Source organism: Streptosporangium sp. NPDC048047 (assembly GCF_040653115.1).
In the GTDB taxonomy this organism is placed as follows: domain Bacteria; phylum Actinomycetota; class Actinomycetes; order Streptosporangiales; family Streptosporangiaceae; genus Streptosporangium.
The window spans coordinates 1-22,837 of sequence record NZ_JBEZNH010000025.1; the positions used below are offsets into that span (position 1 = coordinate 1).

Genomic DNA, 22,837 nt, shown 5'->3' on the forward strand with positions numbered 1-22,837 from the left:
GCCGTCGACGTGCCAGATGTCGCCCCAGACGCGGGCGGTGGCCTGCACCCGGGCCGTGCGCGGGACGCGGATCCTCTGGTAGGCGGCGAGCGCGTCGTCCCACGAGCCGGCGTGCCCCGCCGACTGCTCCGCCAGCACCTGGGCGTCCTCCAGCGCCTGGCAGGCGCCCTGGGCGAGATACTGCAGCATCGGGTGGGCGGCGTCGCCGACCAGCGCGACCCTGCCGTCGACCCAGGTGCCCGCCGGTTCCCGGTCGAGCATGTTCCAGTGGCGGTCGCGCCACAGGTGCGCCAGGGCGCCGCGCACCTCGTCGCAGCACCGTTCGAAAGCCGCCTCCGGGTCGCCGGGGCCGCGGAAGACCGCGACCTGGTTGAGCAGGGCGCCCCGGCGCAGCGGGTACTGCACGAGATGGCAGTCCGGGCCCAGCCAGGCGACGACCTCGTCGAGGCGGACGCCGAGGCCGGCGACGGGCACCGTGCCCCGGTGTGCGATGAATCCGGAGTCCACCGGGCCGTCGGCGACGAACCCCGCCCGCAGACCCGACCCCAGCCCGTCGGCCCCCAGCACCACGTCGCCCTCGTACGCGGAGCCGTCGGCGCAGACGACGCGCGCGCCCGCGGGCAGGTGCTCCACCCGTTCCGCGTGGCATCCCCCGACCAGGTCCACTCCCTCGCGCTCGCACTCCTGGAGCAGGACGCGGTGCAGGTCACTGCGGTGGACGACGACGTAGGGGCCGCGGTAGCGCCGCAGGAACCCCTCGCCGAGGTCCAGGTGGGTGAGCTCCTCGCCGCTGACCGCGTCGCGGAAGACCAGCCGCCTCGGCAGCACCCCCTTCGCCGCGACCTCGTCCAGCAGGCCCCAGCCGGCCAGCACGCGGGTGGCGTTGGGGCCGAGCTGCAGCCCGGCCCCGACCTCGCCGAACTCGTCGGCCCGTTCGAGCAGCCGTACGGCGCGGCCGGCCCTGGCCTGGGCGTACGCGGCGGCCAGCCCGCCGATCCCGCCTCCGACGACGATCACGTCGGCACGCTTCACATGCACTTCCACTCCTCCCAGATCTCCTAGAGCCAGCGGCCCGGGTCGCGCGGCGCCCCGCCCGGGGCGGCGCCGCGCCCGGTCAGCCAGGCGGCGAGGCGCGCGGCCGGCGCGGTGAGGGGCGGTGAGGGCTCGCCCGCGCTCCAGGTCCGGTCGCGGTCGACGGGCGCCAGGGTGAGCGAGGGCTCCTGCCCGCGCCGGCGCCGCAGTTCCATCACGTCGGTCAGCAGCGCGTCCACGAACTCCGGGGGGAAGTCGTCGAAGCTCGCGCCCGCGCCCAGGTCGACGGCGTGCACCCACACCTCGCGACTCCGCATCCACGGGATCTCGGTCGCCGGGACGGTCCGGCCCTGGGCGGTGACGACCCTCGTCCGCCACTGGAGGTCCGACAGCCCGGTGAGCGCCGCCTCCAGCTCCGCCGCGGTCCGGGCGACCAGCCCGCGCAGCTCGGCGGGCTCCAGCGCGGCCCCCTCGACGATCTCCGTGTCGCGCGCCTCAGGTCCGCCGGGGTACATCGGGGTCTCCTCCCCCGTTCGCGCCCAGTGGACGAGCCGGGTCAGCGCCCTGGCGTTGAAGGCGACGTGGGCCGCCAGGTGGCGGCCGGTCCAGCCCGGCAGCGGGGTGGGCCCGTCCAGGTCGGCGGTGTCCAGGGCGGCCGTGAAGAACACCGTGCCGTGGCAGGCCCACTCCAGGGCCGTCCCGACGCCGGGGTCCCCGGTTCGGGGGTTCCCGGTTCGGGGGTTCCCCGCGCCGGGGTCCTCAACGCCGGGGTCTTCTGCGCCGGGGTTCCCGGCGCCGGGGTCGCGGGCGTCAGCCATCGCGGCGCGCCGTGTTGGCCAGTTCGCCGATCCCGGCGATCCGGGTGACCATCCGGCTTCCGCCGGCCAGGTAACGCTTCGGGTCTCGGGCGTGCCCCACCCCGCCGGGGGTCCCCGTGGCGATGACGTCGCCGGGACGCAGGGTCAGGATCTCCGACAGGTAGGAGACCAGCTCCGCGGGCCCGAAGACCAGGTCGGCGGTGCCGGCCCGCTGCACGGTCTCCCCGTCGACCTCGCAGGAGATCTCGCACGACGGCCACGGGTCCCCGGCGATCTCGTCGGGGGTGACCAGAACCGGGCCGAACGGCGTGGTGGCCTCGAAGGTCTTGCCCTGCAGCCACTGCACGGTCCGGTACTGGTAGTCGCGGGCCGTCACGTCGTTGAGGACGGAGTAGCCGGCGATGGCGGCCCGCGCCCGCTCGGGGCTCGCGTGCCGTACCGTGTCGCCGATCACGACGGCCAGCTCGGCCTCCCAGTCCATCTCCGACGAGACGGCGGGCAGGACGATGTCGTCGTACGGGCCGACCAGCGCCTCGGGGAACTTGGCGAAGATCGTGGGGTGCCGCGGCAGTTCACGGCCCATCTCCAGGATGTGGGTCCGGTAGTTCAGGCCGACGCACAGGATCTTGCCCGGCCGCGGGACCACCGGCGCGTAGCCGACTCCGGACAGCGGGTGCGACGCCCCTCCCCCGGCCGCGGCGAGCTCGCGCCAGCCGGGCCTGGCGAGCAGCTCGCCGACGTCGGCGGCGTCCAGCTCCACGGCCAGGTCCCCCTCGATCCGCGCGGCCACCGTACGGCCCGGCAGGCGCAGCGTGGCGAGCCTCATCCGATCTCCTCCCTGAACTGGTGCAGTGCCTCGAAGACGGGGGTGTCGCTGAAGCGGAACAGGTCGAACCGCGAGTCGGCCCGCACGGTCAGCGCCGACCACGAGGGCACCACGACGAGGTCGCCGCGGCCGAGCCGGTGCTCCACTCCGTCCAGCGTCACCGTGCCCTCGCCGTCGAACACCTGGTAGACCGAGGAGCCGACCTCGCGCCGGGTCCTGGTGCGCGTGCCCGGCCAGAGCCGGTGGAACTCGGCCCGGATGGTCGGCATGACGTCGCCGCCGGTGGTGGGGTTGGTGTAGCGGACGGCCGCGTGCCCCGGCTCGACGGTGACGGCGTGGCCCTCGTCCTCCAGGGCGAGCTGCTCGTCGAGCGCGCGGTCGGTGTGCTCCCAGCGGTAGGCGGCGATCGGCGAGTGCGGCCTGGCGTCCAGGCCGGACAGCGGCCGCAGGCCCGGATGCCCCCACAGGCGCTCGGAGCGGGACAACGGCGGCGTCGAGGTGTCGGTGACCTGCTCCGGGCCGAACTCGAAGAACGAGCTGTCGATGTAGTGGACGAACGGGATGTCCAGCCCGTCGATCCAGGCCATCGGCTCGTCGGTGGTGTTGTGGTGGCCGTGGAAGCGCCAGCCGGGGGTGAGCAGGAAGTCGCCCCGCCGCATCGCCACGGGGTCGCCGTCCACGACCGTCCAGACCCCCTCACCCTCCACCACGAAGCGGAAGGCGTTCTGGGTGTGCCGGTGCTCGGGGGCGACCTCACGCGGGCCGAGGTACTGGATCGCCGCCCACAGCGTCGGGGTGGCGTAGGGCCGGCCGCCCAGCCCGGGGTTGGCCAGGGCGATGGCCCTGCGCTCCCCGCCGCGGCCCACCGGCACGAGGTCGCCGGCGCGCCGGGCCAGCGGGTGGAGTCTCTTCCACTCCCACACGTGCGGTCTGGCCTCGGGCCGGGGGTGCGGGGGCATGAGGTCGCCGACCTGCGTCCACAGCGGAAGGAGGTGTTCGGCCTCGAAATCGGCGTAGAGCCGCCCAAGGGCGGCGTCCTCACTTGGATTCATGGCCTCAAGCTATCGACCTGTTCTGCATGACGCACTAGCATTCTTCTATGAAGAACAAGCCGGCGTACGCGCTGGGCTCCGTCGACAACGTGCTCCTCCTGCTGCACATGCTGCGCGACCAGGGGAGGCTCAAGGTCACCGACGCCGCGAAGGAGCTGGGCATCGCCCGCTCGACCGCGCATCGGCTGCTGGCGATGCTGGTCTACCGCGACTTCGCCGTGCAGGACGAGAACCACACCTACCTGCCGGGGCCGTTCCTCTCCTCCGCCGGCGGCGTCGGGGGCTCCGCCCTCCGGCGGCTGCGCGAGGTCGCCCAGCCCCACATGGAGGCGCTCTGCGGCCGGGTCCACGAGACCGTCAACCTGATGATCCGGGTGGGCGCGGAGGTGCGCTTCCTGTCGAGCGCGGAGTCACCGCAGATCCTGCACGTCGGCGACCGCCGCGGTTCGATCCTGCCCGCCCACCGGGCGTCGGGCGGCAAGGCGCTGCTCGCAGTACTGCCCGCGGACCGGCTCGGGGAGGTCTGCCCCGACCTGACGGAGGCGGAGCTCGCCAGGCTGACGCGGGAGCTCGACGAGGTCCGGGCCCGCGGGTACGCCCTCAACGTCGAGGAGACGGAGCAGGGGGTCTCGGCCGTCGGGGCCGCCGTGCACGACGGGCGGGGAACCGCGGTCGCGGCGTTGTCGATCGCCGTCCCCTCGGCCAGGTTCGGCCCCGACCGGGTCGGCGCGTTCGCCCGGGATCTCCACCGGACCGTCCTGGACGTCGAACGCGGCCTCGCGGGCGTCCCGGGCCTCTGACACCCGGGCCTCTGACACCCGGGCCTCTGACACCCGGGCCTCCGCCCTCGCCGCCCCCGGGCCGGGCGGGGACGGCGGGCGGAGCGTCGGACCGGCGGCTCTCACCCCATCCGGGTGGCGATCGCCGACGGCCTGGAAGCCTGCGAAGGCTTGGAGAGCTGGAGGGCCTCGGACGGCTGCGGAGTCCTGGACGGCTCCAGGGGCTTGGACGGCTGCGGCACCGTGGCGCCCTGCGGCGCGGCGCACAGGTGGCGCAGCACCTGGCGGAGCCGGTTACGCAGCTCCGGGTCGGCGACCCGCCCGGCCTCGTCGAACCGGCCGGCGGCCGGCGACACCGGCAGGTCCACGCCGTGCACGACGGCGCCCGCGGCGCCGAGGGCGCGGCGCAACTCGATCTGCGTCCAGATCGCCTCGTACGGGCGCAGGCAGGCGGTCACCACGCCGACCGGCTTGTCCACCAGGACCGCGCCGCCGCGCCCGGAGGCCGCCCAGTCGAGGGCGTGACGGAGCTGGGGAGGCAGGTCGCTGTGCGCCGGAGCGGCGATCAGCACGCCGTCCGCGGCGGACAGCGCCCGGCACAGCTCCTCCACGGGACCCGGGAGCGGGCCGTCCTCGAACGGCGGCACCTCCTCCAGGCCCTCCCACGTGTCGAATCCCACCGAGGCCGGCAGCTCGCGCCCGGACGCCTCCAGCAGCCTCCCGACGTACGCTCCCGGACGCAGGCCGCCCGCGATTCCAATGATCTTCATCCCCGACCCCATTCTGTCGCCACGCCGCGACCCCGTCTACCGCCCGGACAGGGCCGGTGGACGTCCTCCCGAGCGCCGCCGCGACACACGCCACCGGACTTCGCGCTCCATCACGTCGCTTGACCCTGCCCTGGGGAACAGGCCCCGAACATGACGTACGTCACATCTTTCACAGAGGAGCACCAGGTTCCCTCCAGGAACGCCCGGCGCGCGGCGCGGCGCGGAGCGGGACACGGCCCCTCTCTCCAGACTCGGCCGGAGAGACGGATCATGTACGGGGAACTCATGCGTGCTCTGAGGTACTGGCTGGGACTGGGAGCCTGCGGCATCGGCGCGGGTGCCTTCGCCCTCGCCCCCGCCTCGGCGATGGAACCGATCAACCCGATCGCCGGGAACAACGGCTTCACCGTCATGGTGGAGGGGGACGCCACGCTGACGAGCAACGAGAACGAGGGCACGCTGGCGATCGGCGGGAACCTCATCATGACCGGCGACTACCGGGTCGCCCTCGCCACGGCCGGCTCCTACGTCGTCGACGGCGACGCCCGGCCGACGGCGCTGGTGGTGGGCGGCCGGGTCGCCTTCGACCAGAGCACCCCCACCGGCCGTGTCTCGGTCCTCTCCCAGGGATACGTCAAGATCGGCTCCCTGGCGGACTCCGTCGTCATGGACACCGACAACAACCAGGTGCCGGCCAACACGCGGGTGAACTCCACGGGGGACTACGAGGATCCCAAGCGGGTGGAGCTGAACGTCCGCCAGCCCGTCGCCTCGGTGGGCCCGGCCACGATCTTCGACTTCCAGCAGCTCTTCGAGACCTACCGGGCGCGGTCCGCGGAGCTGGCCGAGTGCGAGAACAACGTCGTGCTGCGCGACGGGAACGGCCGGCCGTTCCCCGGCGGGGTGATACCCCCGGGCTCCCCCGTGCGGATCAGCCTGACGGAGGCCACCACCAACGTCATCCAGATCGCCGGCGAGAACCTGAACAACATCTCCACCCTGATCTTCGACAACCAGCCGACGGCGACCTCACCGCTCATGGTCGTCGTGGACACGACGGCCGAGGGCGGCGTCTACGACTGGGTCGCGCCGAACTTCGCCGGCGTCGGCGGGGAGCAGGCCCGGTACATCCTGTTCAACTTCCCCGACGCCACGTCGATCGCCCTGCCCGTCGGGCAGGGCGGGACCGTCGAGGGGACGATCTACGCGCCGAACGCCCTGCTGACCGACCTCAACTCCTCCAACATCGAAGGCAACGTCATCGTCCGCTCCCTCGTCCACGGCGACGCGCAGAACAACGGCGGGGAGATCCACGACTTCCAGTTCGGCACCACCCTGGACTGCCTGGCCCCCACGCCGACCCCGACGCCCACCCCGACTCCGACGCCCACGCCCGGCCCGGTCGTCCCGGGGAGCGTCTGGTCGTCGCAGTCCCGGGACCCGGAACGCGACCCCGGCCGGCAGAAGGGCCGCGATCTCCAGCGGGGCCGCGGCAGCGCCGAGAGCATCACCCGCAACCGGTCGGACGTGGGCATCCGGATGAACGGCCGGCACGCCGGGCACCACAGGTCCTTCACACACCGGGTGAAGAGGCACCACGGCGGGCGCGACTGCCACCGCTGACACCGCTGACACCGCTGACACCCGGCCGCGAAGGCCCCCTACAGGCCGAGCACCTCCCGCTCGACGTGGTCCAGGGCGAGGCGGACCGCGCCGAGTGCGACGCTCTCGTCGCCGAAGGTGGACAGCGCCACCTGGGGCGGGGTGAGGCACAGCTCGTCGAGGTGGCGGCGGAGCGGCGTCAGCAGGACGTCCCCGGCGCGCGAGCAGCCGCCGCCGACCACCACGAGCTCGGGATCGATCGCCAGGACGAGCGCCGAGGCGCCCACCGCGAGGTTCGCGGCGAAGCGGTCGACCATCCGCAGCGCGCCGGGGTCGCCGGCCCCGGCCGCCACGAAGACCTCGTCGGCCGCGGCGTCCCGGGTCAGCTCGACGGACCCGCTCTCCCAGGCCACCTGGCGCAGGGCGCCGATCTCGCCCGCGCCACCGCCCCGGCCGCGGTGCAGCCGCCCGGCGATGAGGACACCCGCTCCCGTACGGTGACCGACGAGCAGGTAGACGACGTCGGAGGCGTGCTGGGCGCTGCCGCGCCAGTGTTCGGCGAGCAGGGCGAGGTTGGCGTCGTTCTCGGCGAGTCCCGGACAGCCCAGCCAGCGGCCGGCGACGGCCGCCAGGTCGACCCCGGTCCAGCCCGGCAGCACGATGGACAGCGACACCCTGCCGGACCGGTCGATGATGCCGGAGGTGCCGGCGGCGACCGTCCAGACCCGCCCCCTCGGCACACCGGCGCCGTCGACGCAGGCCAGGGCGGTCCGCTCCGCCAGCCCCAGCCGCTCGGGAGCCGGCGCCCCACCGTCGACCGCGACCCGTTCGACGGCCACGACCTCGCCGTTGAGGTCGGCGAGCGCCGCGAGGATCTTGTTGGCCCCGATGTCCACGCCGAGCACGTAGCCGGCGTCGGCGCGGAACCGGAAACGCCGCGCGGGGCGGCCCATCGCCCCCTCGTCCGGCGGGGTCTCCTGAACCCAGCCGCGCCCGCCCAGCTCGTCGAGCACCGTCTCGACCGTCTGCCGGGAGAGCCCGGTGATGCGGCCCAGCTGGGTGAGGGTCGCGACGCCCTGTCTCCGCAGCGCCCGGAGCGTGATCTGGGTGTTGACCCGCCGAAGCAGTGACGGGTCCCCCGGACGCATGTCAGCCACTTACGAGACTCCGTTTCATAAATGTTACCAGACCACCCCATTGACCCCGCTAGACAGTGATTCTAGCATCGGCCGACATACGTCAACGAGTTACATAAGTGGAGGACTCATGACGCGAGCGGTGACCCTCGCCCTGGCCGGCGCCGGTTCCCGGGGGACCGTGTACGCCCGCCACGCCGCAGCCGCCGGGGCGGAGATCGTGGCGGTCGCCGATCCCGTGGCCGCCCGCCGTTCCCGGGTCGCCGCCGAACACCCGACGGCCGTGCCGTACGAGGACTGGCGGGAGCTGGCCCGGCTTCCCCGGCAGGCGGACGCGGTGGTCATCACCACTCAGGACGCCGACCACGTCGAGCCGGCGACGAGGTTCGCCGAGCTCGGCTACGACATCCTCCTGGAGAAGCCCATGGCGGTCTCCGAGGACGACTGCCGCCGGATCGTCGACGCGGCCGAACGCTCGGCGTCGATCTTCGCGGTCTGCCACGTCATGCGCTACATGCCCTACAGCAAGGCGCTGAAGGAGATCATCGACTCCGGGCGGATCGGCGAGATCGTCAGCGTCCAGCACCTGGAGCCGGTCGGCTGGTGGCACCAGGCCCACTCCTACGTCCGGGGCAACTGGCGGCGCAGCGACGAGTCGACGTTCATGCTGCTCGCCAAGTCGTGCCACGACCTCGACTGGCTGGTCCACCTGACCGGCAGGCGGGTCAGGCGCGTCTCCTCCTTCGGCGGCCTCGCCCACTTCCACGCGGGGAACCGCCCCGAGGGCGCCGCGGACCGCTGCCTCGACTGCCCGGTCGAGCCGGGCTGCCCCTACTCGGCGCCGCGCACCTACCTGCCCATGGTGGGCGACCCCTCCTGGGAGAAGTGGCCGCTGCGGGTGCTCACCGAGGACGTCACGACGGAGGGCGTCACCGAGGCGCTGCGGACCGGCCCCTACGGCCGCTGCGTCTACGCCTGCGACAACGACGTGGTGGACCACCAAGTGGTGAACCTGGAGTTCGACGGCGGCGCGACCGCGGCGTTCACCATGACCGCCTTCACCCCCCTGGACTTCCGTCAGACGCGGGTCTTCGGCACCCACGGCTCGATCGAGGGCGACGGTGCCCGGATCACCGTCCACGACTTCGTCACCGGCGCCTCCGAGACGATCGAGACCGTCCCGGAGGGCGGCGCGTCGGCCTCGGACGGGCACGGCGGCGGCGACCGGGGCCTCGTCGAGGCGTTCCTGGACGCGGTCCGCACCCGCGACCCCGGCCGGGTGCTGTCCTCTCCCGGAGAGAGCCTGCACAGCCACCTCATCGCCTGGGCCGCCGAACGCTCCCGGCTCACCGGAGAAACCGTCACCCTGGAAGGAAGCTCACATGCAGGCTAAGAAACTGGTGCTCGGCCTGACGCTGGTCACCGTCCTGGGCGGCGCGGCCGCCTGCGGCTCCGACGGCGGATCCGGCGGGTCCGGCGGCGGCTCCGGTGACGCGGCGGCGCCGCAGGCCGACGGCGGGCGCGGGCCGATCACCTTCGCCAGCGGCAAGCTGGAGGCCGAGGCCACCGAGAAGGCCATCGCCACCTGGAACACCGCGCACCCCGGCGAGAAGGTGACCTCCGTCCTGCTTCCGGAGAGCGCCGACGAGCAGCGCCGCAAGCTGATCCAGAACGCCCAGACCGCGTCGGACTCGCTGGACATCGTCCTCATCGACGCGGTGTGGACCGCCGAGTTCGCCGCCAACCGGTGGGTCGACGAGCTGCCGGCCGACGAGTTCGACGTCTCCGGCTTCCTGCCGCCCGCGGTCGACACCGGCAAGTACCGCGACAAGCTGTACGCGATGCCGATGTACACCGGCACCGGCCTGCTCTACTACCGCAAGGACCTCGTCTCCGAGCCTCCGAAGACCTGGGCGGAGATGAAGACGATCTGCGACAGGGTGCTGCCGAAGCAGAAGGGCATGAGCTGCTACGGCGGCCAGTTCGACAAGTACGAGGGCCTCACCGTCAACTTCTCCGAGGCGGTCAACTCCGCGGGCGGGGAGTTCCTCGACGCGTCCGGCAAGCCCTCGCTGGACAGCGAGGGCGCCAGGGCCGGCGCCGCCTTCATCGCCGACGGCTTCAAGAGCGGCATGATCCCCAAGGAGGCGATCACTTACAAGGAGGAGGAGGGCCGCAACGCCTTCCAGGAGGGCAAGCTGCTCTTCTACCGCAACTGGGCCTACATGTACGAGCTGTCCGGCAAGACCGACGGCTCCAGCAAGGTCGCCGGGAAGTTCGACGTCGCGCCGCTGCCGGGCCTGAACGGCCCCGGCGCCGGCACCCTCGGCGGCAACAACCTCGCGATCTCCTCCTTCTCGAAGCACAAGGAGACGGCGAAGGACTTCATCGCCTTCCTCACCTCGGCCGAGCAGGAGAAGGAGTTCGCGCTGATCAGCTCCACCCCGCTGGCCCGCGCCTCGCTCTACGACGACCCCGTGCTGATCAAGAAGTACCCCTACCTGCCCGCCCTGAAGGACGGCATCCTCGCCGCCAAGCCGCGGCCGAAGGCCGTCAAGTACGGCGACGTCACCGCCGCCATCCAGGAGTCGGCCTACGCCGTTGTCTCCGGGACCAAGCCGGCCGACCAGGCGCTGACCGAGCTGCAGACCGCGCTGACCGGCCTGCTGAAGTGAACCACCGGACGCGGCGGGCGCCCGCCGGAGGACGGAACCGGTCTTCCGGGAAACGGCCCCGGTCTTCCGGAGAACGGTGTCGTTCTCCGGAAGACGGCGCCCGCCGTGTCCGTCCCTGGCAAGCACCCCCCGACCTCAGCAGGAGGTGAGCGGTGGCCACGGTCACCACGAAGCGGCGCTCCGGGCCCGTCCGGCGGTCCGGAGGACCCGAGCGCGCCGTACGCGACGGCCGGTCCTGGACCGCGGCGCTGATGCTGTCCCCCACCCTGGCCGTGCTGGCCCTGGTGGTGCTCTACCCGCTGCTCGCCGCGGCGCGGGAGTCGTTCTACACCAGCGGCGAGACGCTGGACGCCGACGGGTTCGTGATCAAGGGCGAGCGGTTCACCGGACTGGCCAACTACGCGGGCGTGCTGGACGGGCGTTTCCTGAACGCGATGTTCAACACCACGCTCTTCACCGTGGCCACCGTCTCGCTGGAGGTCGTCCTCGGCGTCGCCATGGCCCTAGTGATGCACCGGGCGCTGCGCGGCCGGGCGATCCTGCGGGCAAGCATCCTGGTGCCGTGGGCGGTGCCCACCGCGGTCTCCGGCCTCATGTGGCGGTGGATCTTCCAGACGGACGGCGTCGCCAACGCGCTCCTCGGCACCGACATCCTGTGGACCGCCGAGGGGGTCTACGCCAAGCTCGTCGTGATCGTCGCCGACACCTGGAAGACCGCGCCCTTCGTCGGGCTGCTGGTCCTGGCCGGGCTGCAGATCATCCCCGGCGACGTCTACGAGGCGGCCAGGGTGGACGGGGCCTCGGCCCGGCAGACGTTCTGGCGGATCACGCTCCCCCTGGTCAGACCCGCCCTGCTGGTGGCGGTGCTGTTCCGCATGATGGACGCGCTGCGCATCTTCGACCTGCCGTACGTGCTGATCGGGCCGCGCAAGCACTCCGTGGAGACGCTGTCCGCGCTGGTCTGGGACGAGGCGACGCGCGTGCACTACGGGCCCGCCTCGGCGTACGGCACGGCGCTGTTCTGCTACATCGCCCTGATCGCGTTCGTCTTCGTCCGGCTGCTCGGCGCCGACCTGCTGAGCGACGTGCGAGCCCGAAGGAAGGAGTCCTGACGTGCGCGGCGCCCTGCGCGACGGCGGCATGATCGGCATCGCGCTGTACTGCCTGGTGCCGTTCTACTGGATGATCGTCTCCAGCTTCCGCCGCACCAGCGACATCTACGACAAGTCACCGGTGCCCACCCCGTGGTCGCTGGAGAGCTACTCGGCGGTCTTCGACCCCGGTCTGGGGTTCGGCCGGGCGCTGCTCAACAGCCTCGTCGTCGCCGGGGTGACCACCGCCGCCACGCTGCTGATCGGCGTCATGGCCGCCTACGCGCTGGCCCGGCTGACCTTCCGCGGCAAGAACGTCATCCTGGCGCTGATCATCGCGGTGTCGATGTTCCCGGGCGCGCTGCTGATCGTGCCGCTGCTGAAGCTGTTCACCTCGATCGGCTGGATCAACACCTACCAGGCGATGATCGTGCCGAGCATGTCGTTCGCGCTGCCGCTGACCGTGTGGAACCTCACCACGTTCTTCCGGCAGATGCCGTACGAGCTGGAGCAGGCCGCGATGATCGACGGATGCACGCCGCTGGCGGCGTTCCGCCGGGTGATGCTGCCGCTGGCCGCCCCCGGCGTCTTCACCACGGCGATCCTGGCGTTCATCGCGACCTGGAACGAGTTCATCATCGCGGTCACCATGGTCAACGCCGAGGACCGGCAGACGGCGACCGTCCGGATCGCGCAGTTCAGCGGCGCGGCCAAGTTCGACACGCCGTTCGGCACCCAGATGGCCGCCGGCGTGCTCGTCACGATCCCGCTGGTCGTGCTGGTGCTCGTCTTCCAGCGGCGCATCGTCGCCGGGCTGACGGCCGGCGCGCTCAAATGACCGGCGGCGCGACGGGACCGCCGTACGGCGGCCGGCCGTGGCACGCAACCGGCCGCCGTACGGAAGCGGTCGTCACGCGGTCGCGGTCGTCACACGGTCTTCATGCGGAGGCGGCCTTCACGCGGAAGCGGTCTTCATGCGGAGGCGGCCTTCACGCGGAAGCGGTCTTCAGGCGGAGGCGGGAGGGCGCCCGGGGCGGCGGCTCGGGCAGCCGCAGCGGGCCCCGGCCGGGGGTGACGCTGCCGAGCACCCGCGGCCCCGAGGCGCCCGTGCAGCCCGGGACGGTCCCGGGCAGGCCGTGGGCGGTCAGCCAGCCGAGGAAGGAGAAGGCGATCGCCTCCTTGGCGCCGGACGGCACGCCGAGCTCGTCGCTGAGCACGACCCGCGCCTCACCGGCGCGTTCGTGCAGCATGGCCATCATGACCGGGTTGCGCGTCCCGCCGCCGGAGGCGACGACGGTGCCGAGCCGGTGCCGCCGGATCTCCGCGGCGGCGGTCTCCGCGGTCAGCGCGGTCAGCGTCGCCACCAGGTCGGGCAGGGCCAGGCCGTACGGCCCGGCGACGGCGTCGAGGTAACCGGGGTGGAACAGCTCCTTGCCGGTGCTCTTGGGCGGCGCCGCCCGGTAGTACGGCTCGGCCAGCAGTTCGGCGAGCAGCCCCTCGTGCACCGTCCCGGCCGCGGCGAGCCGCCCGTCCTCGTCGTACGGCAGGCCCGTGGCCGCCGCGACGGCCGCGTCGACCAGCGCCGACGCCGGGCCGGTGTCGTAGGCGAGGCCGGCCTCCCGGACGGTCAGGTTGGCGATGCCGCCGAGGTTGAGGGCGCCGCCGCGGCCGGGCAGCCCGGCCAGCAGCAGCAGGTCGAAGGAGGAGACCAGCGGGGCGCCCTGCCCTCCCGCGCTCACGTCGCGCGAACGCAGGTCGGAGACCACGGGGACACCGATCCGCTCGGCGATCCAGGCGGCCTGACCGAGCTGGAGGGTGCCGCGCACCCGCCCGTCCTCCACCCAGTGGTAGAGCGTCTGCCCGTGCGAGCAGACGAGATCGACCGGCCCGCAGCCGGCGGCGGCGTCGGCGAACGCCTGGCCGATCAGGGTGTCGAGGCGGCAGACCTCGCCCATGTCGGCCGGGCTGGGCGGCAGCGCGGCGACGATCCGGGCGCGCAGCGCGTCGTCGTAGGGCCGCTCGCCGACGTGCTCCACCACCCCGGTGAGCACGTCGCCGTCCAGTGACCAGTCCACCACCGCGCTGTCGATGCCGTCGTGAGACGTTCCCGAGATGAGACCGAGTACCCGCACGTCTTCTCCTTGCAGGATTTTTTCACGACAATATAGCCGTAAGAAGATTGGCTACAGATGGAGCTTCCGTGACGGCATTGGTCATCGGCGTTGACGGCGGTGGGACGAGCACGCGCTGCGTGGTGGCGACCGTCACCGGGGAGATCGCCGGGCGGGGATACGGCGGGGGGTCCAACATCCTGTCGGCCGCCGACCCGGGCGGCAGCCTGCGCGGGGCGCTGCTGGCCGCGCTCGCGGGGCTCGACCCCCGCGAGGTGACGGCCGGCGTGTTCGGCCTGGCCGGCGGGGACTCGGCGCGCGAGCGGACCGAGGCCGTCACCGCGGAGGCGTGGCGGGCCGCCGGCCTGCCCGGACGGCCCTCGGTGGTCTCCGACGCGCTCGTCGCCTTCGCCGGGGCGACCGCGGAGGCGTCCGGCGCGGTCCTGATCGCCGGGACCGGCGCGGTGGCCGCCCGGATCGACGACCGGCGCCTCACCGGCCGGGCCGACGGATACGGCTGGCTGCTCGGCGACGAGGGCTCGGGGACGTGGATCGGGCGGCGCGCCGTACAGGCGGTGCTGGCCTCGGTCGACGGGCGGGCGGCGCCCACCGCGCTGCTGGGCTGCTTCGCCGGCGGCGCGCCGGAGGGGCCGGGACCGACGGGACCGACGCAGAAGGCCGGACCGGGGCCGGGATCGGCTGAGCCGGTGCCGTCCGCGCAGGAGATCGTGCGGCGGGTCCACGCCGGGATCGCCGAGTCCGGCCCGGCGTGGCTCGCGCGGCTGGCGCCGGCCGTGGAGGAGGCCGCCCGGAACGGCGACGCCGCGGCCACGGCGATCCTGGACGAGGCCGCCCGGCGGCTGACCGCCACCGCGGGGGCGCTGGGCCCCGTCTCGGGCCCGCTGGTGCTGGCCGGATCGCTGCTCACCGAGCCCACGCTGCTCGCCGGGAAGGTGCGCGCCGGACTGACCGGAACCGTGGTCACCGCCCGCGACAGCGCCGCCGGAGCCGCCGCCCTCGCGCTGCACGCGGCCGCTCCGGGCACCGTCCCCGAACCGCTCGCCGCCCACCGCCGCCTGATCGGCTGAGCCTCCCGGGGACCTCGGCGGGGCGGGGCCCCGCCTCGCCGCCGCCGTCCGTCACCGTGCCGCCACCGTCGCCACCGTCGCCGCCGTGCCGCCGCCGCGCCGTCCTGTCACCGTCGCCGCGCCGTCCCGCCGGCACACCGCCGCCGTCCCGCCGCCGTCACTCCGCGGCGCGGGCAGCCAGTAGGGTCATCCGATGACCAACGCTCCTCGTCTCTCACGTCCCTTCCGGCTGATCGTCTCGGGGGGAGGCACGGGCGGACACACGTATCCGGCCCTGACCGCGATCCGCACGCTGCGGGACCGTCTCGCGGCGGACGGCGGATCGCTGGACGTCCTGTGGATCGGCACCGGGGAGGGACTGGAGGCACGGGTCGCCCCGGCCGAGGGGATCGCGTTCACGACGGTCGCCACGGGCAAGATCCGCCGGTCGAGCAATCCGCTGAAGCTGCTGTCCCCGGCGAACATCCGGGACATGGCGCGCGTGCCGCTCGGAGTCATGCAGGCCAGGAGGGTGATCGCGGGCTTCCAGCCGGACGTAGTCCTGGCGACCGGGGGGTACGTCGCGGTCCCGGCGGGGCTGGCGGCCCGCATGTGCCGGCGGCCGCTGGTGCTGCACGAGCAGACGGTGCGGCTGGGACTGGCCAACCGCAGGCTCGCGCGGCGGGCGACGCGCATCGCCCTGTCGTCGGACTCGTCGCTGCCGCTGCTCCCGGAGGGGGTGCGCGCCCTCGGGGTCGTCACGGGCAACCCGGTCCGCCCCGAGGTGCTGTCGGGGGACGCGGGCAGGGCGGTCGGGGCGCTGGGGCTGCGGGGCTTCGACCGGCGCCTGCCGACCGTGTACGTCACGGGCGGCGCCCAGGGCTCCCAGCAGATCAACGACGTGGTCCGTGACGCGCTGCCGTGGCTGCTGCAGCGGGCGAACGTGATCCACCAGTGCGGCTCCGCGCACGTCGACGCGCTGCGGCGGAACGCGGCGGCCCTTCCGCCGGAGGCGGCCGGCCGCTACCACCTGGCCGGGTTCGTCGGACCGGAGCTGCCGGACGTGCTGGCCCTGGCCGACCTGGTGATCTCCCGCAGCGGCGCCGGGACGCTGGCCGAACTGACCGCGCTCGGCAAGCCGGCGGTGTTCGTCCCGCTCGCAACGTCGGCCGGGAACGAGCAGGCGCACAACGCCCGCCACCTGGAGGACGCCGGGGCCGCGGTGGCGTTGACCGGCGATGTCACGGCGGCCGCCCTGCGCGAGGCGGTGGGCCCGCTCCTGACCGACCCGGCCCGGCGGGCGGCGATGGCACGGCGGGCCAGGGCGCACGGGAGGCCGGACGCGGCGGACAGGCTGGTGGACGTGATCCTGTCCGCCGCGTCCGTCTGACCCGCGCGAAGCGGCACGGGAGGCGTCGGCCGCGCGGAGCGCCTCGGAGCAAGGCGCCGGCTTCGATCGGCGCGGCGCGGTGATCGAAGCCGGCGCCGCCGCGTCGCGCGGGAACCTCTCCGGGCCGGCGGCGGTATCTGAGGCATGAAACGAATACTGATCGTCGCGGCGCTCCTCCTCGCGCCCGTGCTGGCGTTCGCGGCCCCCGCCCGCGCGGGCGGCTGGGCCGTCACCTACCTGGACCCGGTCCCCGGGAAGATCCGCCCCCAGACCCCCTACGTGCTCGGCTTCTGGATGCTCCAGCACGGCACCCACCCCTACGAGGGCGCGGATCTGGGCGAGGTCGGGCTGAGGTTCACCCAGGGGAAGAAGAGCATCGACTTCCCCGGGGTGGAGCTGCGGGAGCCGGCCCACTACGCGGTGGCGGTGTCCCTGCCCCGCGGCACCTGGAAGGTGGAGGCCGTACAGGGCTGGTTCTCCCCCTACGAGATCGGCACCGTCACCGTTCCGGGGAGCCTGAAGGTCAGGCCGGTCCCCGCCGACCTCCGGCGGGCCATCGACGCCCAGGAGCCGCAGGAGGACTACTGGGGGGACATCCGCCCGCCGGGGATCCCTCCGTCCGGGATCGCCCCGCCCGCCCGCTCCACCGGCGGCCCCGCCACCCCGTCCGCCTCTCCCGCGGCGGCACCGCCCGGCCGGACCGCGGGGGCGTCCGGCACCGGTGACGCCGGCGCCGCGGTGACCACCGCGTCCGTCGAGTCCGGCGCGGAGTCCGGGTCCGGGTGGCCGGCGCCGTACGGCGTGGCCGTCGCGGCGGGGCTGGCCCTTCTCGGCGCCGCGGTGCTGGTCCTCCGTGCCCGGCGACGCTGACGGGCACGGAGGCGTCTCGCGGCGTCCCCCCGGGGTCCCCTCGGGGACCCCGGTCGGGGCTCAGTGCACGCGGCGGACGTCGCTCGGCGCGCTCTGCCGGCTGACCCGGTCGACGGCCGTGACGTAGTAGTGGGCGTTCCGGCCGCCCTCGGCGTCCACCCAGCTCACCTGCTTGCCGGTGGCCGGGACGAGCGCGACCAGGTTGCGGGCGTCGTCGAAGTCCCCGGGCCGTGCCGGGCGGTCGAGCCGGAAGATCGCGTACTGGAACGGCACCCGGTGGCCCCTGGCCTGGATGCGCAGCTCGACGTCGTCGGCCTCCTTCTTGGCCCAGACGAGCACCGGGCGCTCCGGGGCCCTGCCGTGCGCGAGCCTGGGCAGCAGCGGGGGAAGCGCGGGGCGGGTGTAGTGGGCGGCCACGGTCCGGGTGATCGAGCCGATCCGGTCCTCGCGCACGTCGGCGGAGTTGTACCAGATGTCGCCGCCCACCTCGGGGTGGCTGCGGTTCAGGGTCAGGTGGTTGGAGAGCTCGTCGGGGCGGAACCACTCGGCGGGCTGGCCGGCGGCGCCCGCCTTGTAGGCCGCCTGGCCGATCCACAGCTCGGTGCCGGTGCCCGCGGCCACGTCGGACCACCAGGGGACGAGCTTGGCGTAGTCGGCGTTCGACTGGCCGATGTACCAGTAGATCTGCGGGGCGATGTAGTCGAGCCAGCCCTTCTTGACCCAGCCGCGGGTGTCGGCGTGCAGGTTGTCGTAGGACTGCCCGCCGGCCGTGTCCGAGCCCAGCGGGTCGGTGGACCTGTTACGCCAGATGCCCGAGGGGCTGATGCCCCAGGCGACCTCGGGCTTCGCGCTCAGCACGCGCTTCTGCATCTCCGAGACCAGCAGGTCGACGTTGTTGCGCCGCCAGGCGGCCAGGTCGGGGAAGCCCTGGCCGTACTTCGCGAAGGCGGCGGCGTCGTCGAAGGCGGTGGTGTTGACCGGGTAGAAGTAGTCGTCGAAGTGCAGGCCGTCGATGTCGTAGCGGGTGACCGCGTCCATCATGGCGTCCTGCACGAACGCGCGGACCTCGGGCAGGCCGGGGTTGTAGTAGAGCTTGCCGCCATAGGGGATGATCCAGTCGGGGTGCTTGCGGCCCGGGTGGTCGGGGTGGAGCTTGGCCGGGTCGGCCTGCATCGACACCCGGTAGGGGTTGAACCACGCGTGGAAGGTCAGGCCGCGCCGGTGGGTCTCCTCCACCAGGAAGGCCAGCGGGTCGTAGCCGGGGTCCTGCCCCTGGGTCCCGGTCAGGTACTGCGACCACGGCTCGTACGGCGAGGGCCAGAAGGCGTCGGCCGTCGGCCGGATCTGCACGAACACCGAGTTCAGCTTGCGGACCTGGGCCAGGTCCAGCCAGGCGAGGTATTCGGCCTTCTGCTGCTCGACGGTCAGTCCGGGCTTGGACGGCCAGTTGATGTTGACCACCGAGGCGATCCACATGCCGCGCATCTGGCGCAGCGGCGGGACGTACCCGTCGGGGGCGGACGCGGCGGACGCGGAGGAGGCGAAGGCGGGCAGGGGCGCGGCGCTCGCCGCGGCGGCGAGCGCGAGGCCGCGCAGGACGGTGCGTCGGGTGGGTGAGCTCATGCGGACTCCAAGGGGGTGTTCGCCCGTGACCCGCTTCGGCCGGATCGCGGCGGACGGGTCACGGAGCCGCATCTCACGGACCCGCTGCCGCCGCCGACGCCCTCGGCCGGACACGGGGTCGATCGCGGGGGTCTCGACGGCGAGGATGGCAGAAATCTACTTTTGAAGCAATGAAGATGAAAGAAAGTGTCATGGATGTGTAACCTGCCCAGGACAGCCGGTGAGTCCCGGTGAGTCCCGGTGAGAAGGTGGCGATGAGCGAGAACATGTCCGGCAGCACGTCCCCCGGCGGTCCCGGCCGGCCCGGCGGGTCCTCCGGCGACCCCGGCCTGGCCCGGATGGCCATGACGGTGCTCCAGCCCGGCTTCGACGGCACCGAGCCGCCCGAGTGGCTGCGGCGGGCGCTCGGTGAGGGCCTCGGCGGCGCCGTGCTCTTCGCCCGCAACATCACCGGCCCGGCGCAGACCGCCGAACTGGTCGCCGCCCTGCGGCGGGAGAACCCGGACGTGGTCGTCGCGGTCGACGAGGAGGGCGGCGCGGTCACCCGCCTGGAGGCGGCGGCCGGCAGTTCCTGGCCGGGCAACCTCGCGCTCGGCGTGGCCGACGACGCCGGCCGTACCGAGCGGGTCGCCCGGGGCATCGGCCGCATGCTCGCCGCGGCCGAGATCACCCTGGACTACGCCCCCGACGCCGACGTCAACGCCGACCCGCGCAACCCGGTGATCGGCATCCGCTCCTTCGGCGGCGACCCCGCGCTGGTCTCCCGGCACACCGCGGCCTGGGTCAGGGGCATGCAGGGCGCGGGGGTGGCCGCCTGCGCCAAGCACTTCCCCGGCCACGGCGACACCGTCACCGACTCCCACCTGGCGCTGCCCACCGTGCACGCCTCCCTCGACCTGCTGCGCGAACGGGACCTGCCGCCGTTCCGGGCGGCCATCGAGAGCGGCGTCCGGGCCGTCATGTGCGGTCACCTGCTGGTGCCCGCCCTCGACCCCGACCGCCCCGCCACGCTGAGCCGCCCGATCCTGACCGGGCTGCTCCGCGAGGAGCTGGGCTTCGACGGCATGCTGGTCACCGACGCGATCGAGATGGGCGCCGTGGCGGCCCTGCACCCGCCCGGCGAGCTCGCCGTCCGCGCCCTGGCCGCCGGGGCCGACGCGATCTGCGTGGGCACCTCCTCCCCCGGTGGGGAGAGCGTCTTCGCGATGCGCGACGCGATCGTGACGGCCGTCCGCCGCGGCGAGCTGGCCGAGGAGCGACTGGCCGAGGCCGCGGCGCGCGTGCTGGACCTGGCGGCCTGGCACGCCGCGAACGCCGCCGCCCGCGCCAAGGTGGCCGGGGAGCGCGAGGAGGCCTCCGGCGACCTCGGGACGGGCTCCGGGGAGCTGGGGATGGAGGCCGCCCGCGCCGCCCTGCGGGTCACCGTACGGGACGCCCGCCTCGCGCCCGCGCTCCCGCTCACCCGCCCGCCGCTGATCGTGGACATCGCCCCGCGGCTCAACCTCGCGGTGGCCCCCGGCACGCCCACCGGCATCTTCGGCGCCATGACCGAGCTGATGCCGGGCACCGCCGGGCACACCGTCACCCCCGACTCCCCCGAGCTGCCCGACCTCGGCGAGGGCGGCGAGGAGGGCCGCCCGCTCGTGCTGGTGACGCACGACGCCCACCGTCAGCCGTGGGCGGCCGAGATCCTGGCCCGCGCCGTACGGCTGCGCCCCGACGCGATCGTGGTCGAGACCGGCGTGCCCGGAGAGCCCGCCGGCGCCGTCCACATCGCGACCCACGGTATTTCCCGGGTTTCAGCCCGGATCGTCGCTCTCCAGCTGACCTGCGGACAATAGGCTTGATCCCGACAGGAGAGGCGAGCCGGGCGGTGACCTCCGGCCTGAGAACCGGGTCTCCACGCTGGAGGTAATCGATGAACGACCATGACGACCCCACACCGGGGAACCTGGTGGCCACGGTGCGGGCCGTCCTGCCGTCGCTGACGCCGGCCGCCCAGGCCATCGCCCGCCTCATCCTCGACGACCCCGGCATGGTCGCACGCAGCACCATCACCGAGTTCAGCGCGGTCTCCGGGACGAGTGAGGCCACGATCGTGCGCACCGCCCGCGCCCTGGGCTTCGCCGGCTACTCCCAGCTCCGCTTCGCGCTGGCCGCCGCGGTGGCCAGGGAGGAGCCCGAGCGGCTCGTCCCCGGCGACCTGGGACCCGACGACCCGCTCACCGACGTGATCGCCAAGGTGGCCAGGGCCGAGTCCGAGGCGCTGGCCGACACCTCGGCCCAGCTGAACCCCGACCGGCTGGGCGCGGTGATCGAGGCCGTCGCCGCGGCCCGCCGGGTGGACGTCTACGGCGTGGGCGCCTCCGGGCTCGTCGCGGTCGACATGGAGCAGAAGCTGATGCGCATCGGCCTGTCCGGCCACGCGTTCACCGACTCCCACCTCGCGCTGACCAGCGCGGCCCTGCTCCGCCCGCAGGACGTGGCGGTGGGGGTGAGCACCTCCGGGGAGACGCCGGACGTGCTGGCGCCGATGCGGGTGGCGCACAAGGCGGGCGCGGCCACGGTCGCGATCACCAACAACCCGCGCTCGTCGCTGGCGGAGCTGGCCGACCACGTCCTGGTCTCGGCGGGCCGGGAGACCGCGTTCCGGCCCGGCGCGCTGGCCAGCCGGATCAGCCAGCTGCTGATCGTCGACTGCATCTTCGTCGGCATCGCCCAGCGTACCTTCGAGACCTCGGAGGCGGCGCTGCGGGCGACCCGCGAGGTGGTGGACGAGTACGTCGCCGACACCCGCCGCCGCAACAGGTAGGCCGGGGCGACACCGGCCGTTCGTGTCTCCCGTTCACAGGGGGCGCTCGCCGTACGGGGCCTTCGCTCACGGAACCTGAAAAACCTGGTAAGCCCGTAAAAGTACGGGTTCCCATCTATGGGCGCGACGGAGGCTGGGGGTGTCCCGACACCACCGCCTCCGGAGGCCCAGATGGCGCGACGCACACCCCGTGACGAGCTGAGCGCAGCCGAGTCGCTCACCGTCGCCCTGCAGGCACTGACCATCTTCCACGGCTATGTCCAGCAGGCCGACGCCAAGGCGGCCACCGTCTCCACCGTCCATCTCGGGTTCACCGCGATCGCCGCCACCCAGGCCGGCGCCGTACGGGAGATCTGGGCGACCGGGACACCGGCGGCGGTGACCGTGGTCGTGGTGGCCGTGGTCTTCGCGACCGGATGCCTGGTCTCCGGTCACCACCTCCTCGCCGCCCTTCGCCCTCGCCTGCTCGGCCCCGACGTCCCCACCAGGTTCGGCCTGATACACCGGCCCGGACCACCAGGCTCGACCGACGCGGCGCGGCAGCAGCGGGAGGTGTGGACACTGATCTCCACGTTCGCCGACATCGCCACGGCCAAACACGAGCGGATCAGACGCGGTCTGCCCTGGCTGGTCCTGATGCCGGTCGCCACCGTCGCCTGGTTGGCTTTGACGGCGCTGACCGGCTGACCTCGTCGAGAGAGCCGAACATGGCGTCGGGATCACTCTGCGGCAGAGGGATCCCGAGCCGCTTGAAGGCGGTCCGCAGCGCCTCGTCACTGGCAAGGACGATCTCATGGACGTCGGCCGTCCGCTGCGCCTCGGTGATCTTCGCGACGAGGAGGAGCAAGTCGTCCGCGTCCTTGCGGCGCTGGTCGAGCATCTGCTCGACGGTGTCGGCGATCTCCCCGTCCTCGGCGCCGGCGGCCAGCCGTACGGCGTAACGGGCAAGGGGGTCGGTACCAGCCTCCCTCAGCAGGTCTTTCCAGACCTCACCGCCCTCCCGGAGCTTTTTCACCCGCTGCCTCGTCTCCAGCGCCCTGGCCTCGATCCGGTACATCGCGCTGAGGTGATCGCGTCTGACCTGCCTGGCATCCTCAGGAAGAGCCAACTCGGCGTGGGCGCTCCACCGACAGACGATCTCCGGGTCGGTGCGCGGCATGTCGTCCAGCCGCTGTCCCAGCCG

General features: G+C 73.5%; 21 protein-coding genes. 12 read left to right on the forward strand and 9 right to left on the reverse strand.

Annotation, left to right across the window (positions count from 1 at the left end):
• From AB0D67_RS21630 to AB0D67_RS21645, 4 genes are all read right to left on the reverse strand, one after another.
• Nucleotides 1-1,038 (reverse strand): FAD-dependent monooxygenase (locus AB0D67_RS21630; protein ID WP_362938366.1); only part of this gene is annotated, 1,038 nt, incomplete at its 3' end.
• A gap of 20 nt (nucleotides 1,039-1,058) precedes the next feature.
• On the reverse strand, nucleotides 1,059-1,850 hold the full coding sequence (locus AB0D67_RS21635; protein ID WP_362938369.1) for a maleylpyruvate isomerase family mycothiol-dependent enzyme: 792 nt from the start codon (nucleotides 1,848-1,850) through the stop codon (nucleotides 1,059-1,061).
• Nucleotides 1,843-2,676 carry a fumarylacetoacetate hydrolase family protein gene (locus tag AB0D67_RS21640; RefSeq protein ID WP_362938372.1) on the reverse strand — a complete coding sequence of 278 codons (834 nt, stop codon included), beginning with the start codon at nucleotides 2,674-2,676 and terminating at the stop codon, nucleotides 1,843-1,845. The genes AB0D67_RS21635 and AB0D67_RS21640 overlap by 8 nt, the downstream gene beginning before the upstream one ends.
• Nucleotides 2,673-3,728, reverse strand: coding sequence for a cupin domain-containing protein (locus tag AB0D67_RS21645; protein WP_362938375.1), 1,056 nt, complete (start codon nucleotides 3,726-3,728; stop codon nucleotides 2,673-2,675). The genes AB0D67_RS21640 and AB0D67_RS21645 overlap by 4 nt, the downstream gene beginning before the upstream one ends.
• Nucleotides 3,729-3,775: 47 nt before the next feature.
• On the opposite strand from AB0D67_RS21645, the gene AB0D67_RS21650 reads away from it, so the two are divergent.
• The gene (locus tag AB0D67_RS21650) at nucleotides 3,776-4,528 is read left to right on the forward strand and encodes an IclR family transcriptional regulator (RefSeq protein ID WP_362938378.1); all 753 of its coding nucleotides are present in this window, start codon (nucleotides 3,776-3,778) and stop codon (nucleotides 4,526-4,528) included.
• A 101-nt stretch (nucleotides 4,529-4,629) separates the two neighbouring features.
• On the opposite strand, the gene AB0D67_RS21655 is transcribed toward AB0D67_RS21650, so the two are convergent.
• Nucleotides 4,630-5,277 (reverse strand): NADPH-dependent FMN reductase, encoded by a 648-nt coding sequence (locus AB0D67_RS21655; RefSeq protein ID WP_362938381.1) that lies wholly within the window; start codon nucleotides 5,275-5,277, stop codon nucleotides 4,630-4,632.
• 285 nt (nucleotides 5,278-5,562) lie between these two features.
• Here AB0D67_RS21655 and AB0D67_RS21660 point away from each other — a divergent pair, with 285 nt between their 5' ends.
• On the forward strand, nucleotides 5,563-6,900 hold the full coding sequence (locus tag AB0D67_RS21660; RefSeq protein ID WP_362938384.1) for a choice-of-anchor A family protein: 1,338 nt from the start codon (nucleotides 5,563-5,565) through the stop codon (nucleotides 6,898-6,900).
• A gap of 38 nt (nucleotides 6,901-6,938) precedes the next feature.
• Here AB0D67_RS21660 and AB0D67_RS21665 read toward each other — a convergent pair whose 3' ends face one another.
• Nucleotides 6,939-8,027 carry an ROK family transcriptional regulator gene (locus tag AB0D67_RS21665; RefSeq protein WP_362938627.1) on the reverse strand — a complete coding sequence of 363 codons (1,089 nt, stop codon included), beginning with the start codon at nucleotides 8,025-8,027 and terminating at the stop codon, nucleotides 6,939-6,941.
• A 118-nt stretch (nucleotides 8,028-8,145) separates the two neighbouring features.
• Here AB0D67_RS21665 and AB0D67_RS21670 point away from each other — a divergent pair, with 118 nt between their 5' ends.
• From AB0D67_RS21670 to AB0D67_RS21685, 4 genes are all read left to right on the forward strand, one after another.
• A complete protein-coding gene (locus AB0D67_RS21670; protein ID WP_362938387.1) occupies nucleotides 8,146-9,408 on the forward strand; it encodes a Gfo/Idh/MocA family oxidoreductase in 1,263 nt (420 codons plus the stop codon).
• Complete coding sequence (locus tag AB0D67_RS21675) at nucleotides 9,398-10,690, forward strand: ABC transporter substrate-binding protein (RefSeq protein ID WP_362938390.1); 1,293 nt, start codon at nucleotides 9,398-9,400, stop codon at nucleotides 10,688-10,690. The genes AB0D67_RS21670 and AB0D67_RS21675 overlap by 11 nt, the downstream gene beginning before the upstream one ends.
• A gap of 152 nt (nucleotides 10,691-10,842) precedes the next feature.
• Nucleotides 10,843-11,802, forward strand: coding sequence for a sugar ABC transporter permease (locus AB0D67_RS21680; RefSeq protein WP_362938393.1), 960 nt, complete (start codon nucleotides 10,843-10,845; stop codon nucleotides 11,800-11,802).
• 1 nt (nucleotide 11,803) lies between these two features.
• Nucleotides 11,804-12,619 carry a carbohydrate ABC transporter permease gene (locus AB0D67_RS21685; RefSeq protein ID WP_362938396.1) on the forward strand — a complete coding sequence of 272 codons (816 nt, stop codon included), beginning with the start codon at nucleotides 11,804-11,806 and terminating at the stop codon, nucleotides 12,617-12,619.
• A 151-nt stretch (nucleotides 12,620-12,770) separates the two neighbouring features.
• Here AB0D67_RS21685 and AB0D67_RS21690 read toward each other — a convergent pair whose 3' ends face one another.
• A complete protein-coding gene (locus tag AB0D67_RS21690; RefSeq protein ID WP_362938399.1) occupies nucleotides 12,771-13,913 on the reverse strand; it encodes an anhydro-N-acetylmuramic acid kinase in 1,143 nt (380 codons plus the stop codon).
• Between the two features lie 68 nt (nucleotides 13,914-13,981).
• Here AB0D67_RS21690 and AB0D67_RS21695 point away from each other — a divergent pair, with 68 nt between their 5' ends.
• From AB0D67_RS21695 to AB0D67_RS21705, 3 genes are all read left to right on the forward strand, one after another.
• Nucleotides 13,982-14,980, forward strand: coding sequence for a BadF/BadG/BcrA/BcrD ATPase family protein (locus tag AB0D67_RS21695; protein ID WP_362938402.1), 999 nt, complete (start codon nucleotides 13,982-13,984; stop codon nucleotides 14,978-14,980).
• Between the two features lie 193 nt (nucleotides 14,981-15,173).
• Nucleotides 15,174-16,349, forward strand: coding sequence for a UDP-N-acetylglucosamine--N-acetylmuramyl-(pentapeptide) pyrophosphoryl-undecaprenol N-acetylglucosamine transferase (locus AB0D67_RS21700; protein ID WP_362938405.1), 1,176 nt, complete (start codon nucleotides 15,174-15,176; stop codon nucleotides 16,347-16,349).
• A 144-nt stretch (nucleotides 16,350-16,493) separates the two neighbouring features.
• Nucleotides 16,494-17,219 carry a hypothetical protein gene (locus AB0D67_RS21705; protein WP_362938408.1) on the forward strand — a complete coding sequence of 242 codons (726 nt, stop codon included), beginning with the start codon at nucleotides 16,494-16,496 and terminating at the stop codon, nucleotides 17,217-17,219.
• Between the two features lie 60 nt (nucleotides 17,220-17,279).
• Here the strand turns inward: AB0D67_RS21705 and AB0D67_RS21710 are convergent, their stop codons facing one another.
• Nucleotides 17,280-18,842 carry a family 10 glycosylhydrolase gene (locus AB0D67_RS21710; protein ID WP_362938410.1) on the reverse strand — a complete coding sequence of 521 codons (1,563 nt, stop codon included), beginning with the start codon at nucleotides 18,840-18,842 and terminating at the stop codon, nucleotides 17,280-17,282.
• A gap of 254 nt (nucleotides 18,843-19,096) precedes the next feature.
• Between AB0D67_RS21710 and AB0D67_RS21715 the strand changes: the two genes are divergently transcribed.
• The 3 genes from AB0D67_RS21715 to AB0D67_RS21725 all read left to right on the forward strand — a co-directional run bounded on the left by AB0D67_RS21715 (nucleotide 19,097) and on the right by AB0D67_RS21725 (nucleotide 22,341).
• Nucleotides 19,097-20,683, forward strand: a complete 1,587-nt coding sequence (locus tag AB0D67_RS21715) for a glycoside hydrolase family 3 N-terminal domain-containing protein (protein ID WP_362938413.1) — start codon at nucleotides 19,097-19,099, stop codon at nucleotides 20,681-20,683.
• Nucleotides 20,684-20,760: 77 nt separating this feature from the next.
• Entirely contained in the window at nucleotides 20,761-21,654 is an 894-nt protein-coding gene (locus AB0D67_RS21720) for a MurR/RpiR family transcriptional regulator (RefSeq protein WP_362938416.1), read from the forward strand.
• A 171-nt stretch (nucleotides 21,655-21,825) separates the two neighbouring features.
• Nucleotides 21,826-22,341 carry a hypothetical protein gene (locus tag AB0D67_RS21725; protein WP_362938419.1) on the forward strand — a complete coding sequence of 172 codons (516 nt, stop codon included), beginning with the start codon at nucleotides 21,826-21,828 and terminating at the stop codon, nucleotides 22,339-22,341.
• Here the strand turns inward: AB0D67_RS21725 and AB0D67_RS21730 are convergent.
• Nucleotides 22,262-22,813, reverse strand: a complete 552-nt coding sequence (locus tag AB0D67_RS21730) for a hypothetical protein (RefSeq protein WP_362938422.1) — start codon at nucleotides 22,811-22,813, stop codon at nucleotides 22,262-22,264. The two genes, AB0D67_RS21725 and AB0D67_RS21730, sit on opposite strands and share 80 nt — an antisense overlap.
• Between the last annotated feature and the right edge of the window lie 24 nt (nucleotides 22,814-22,837).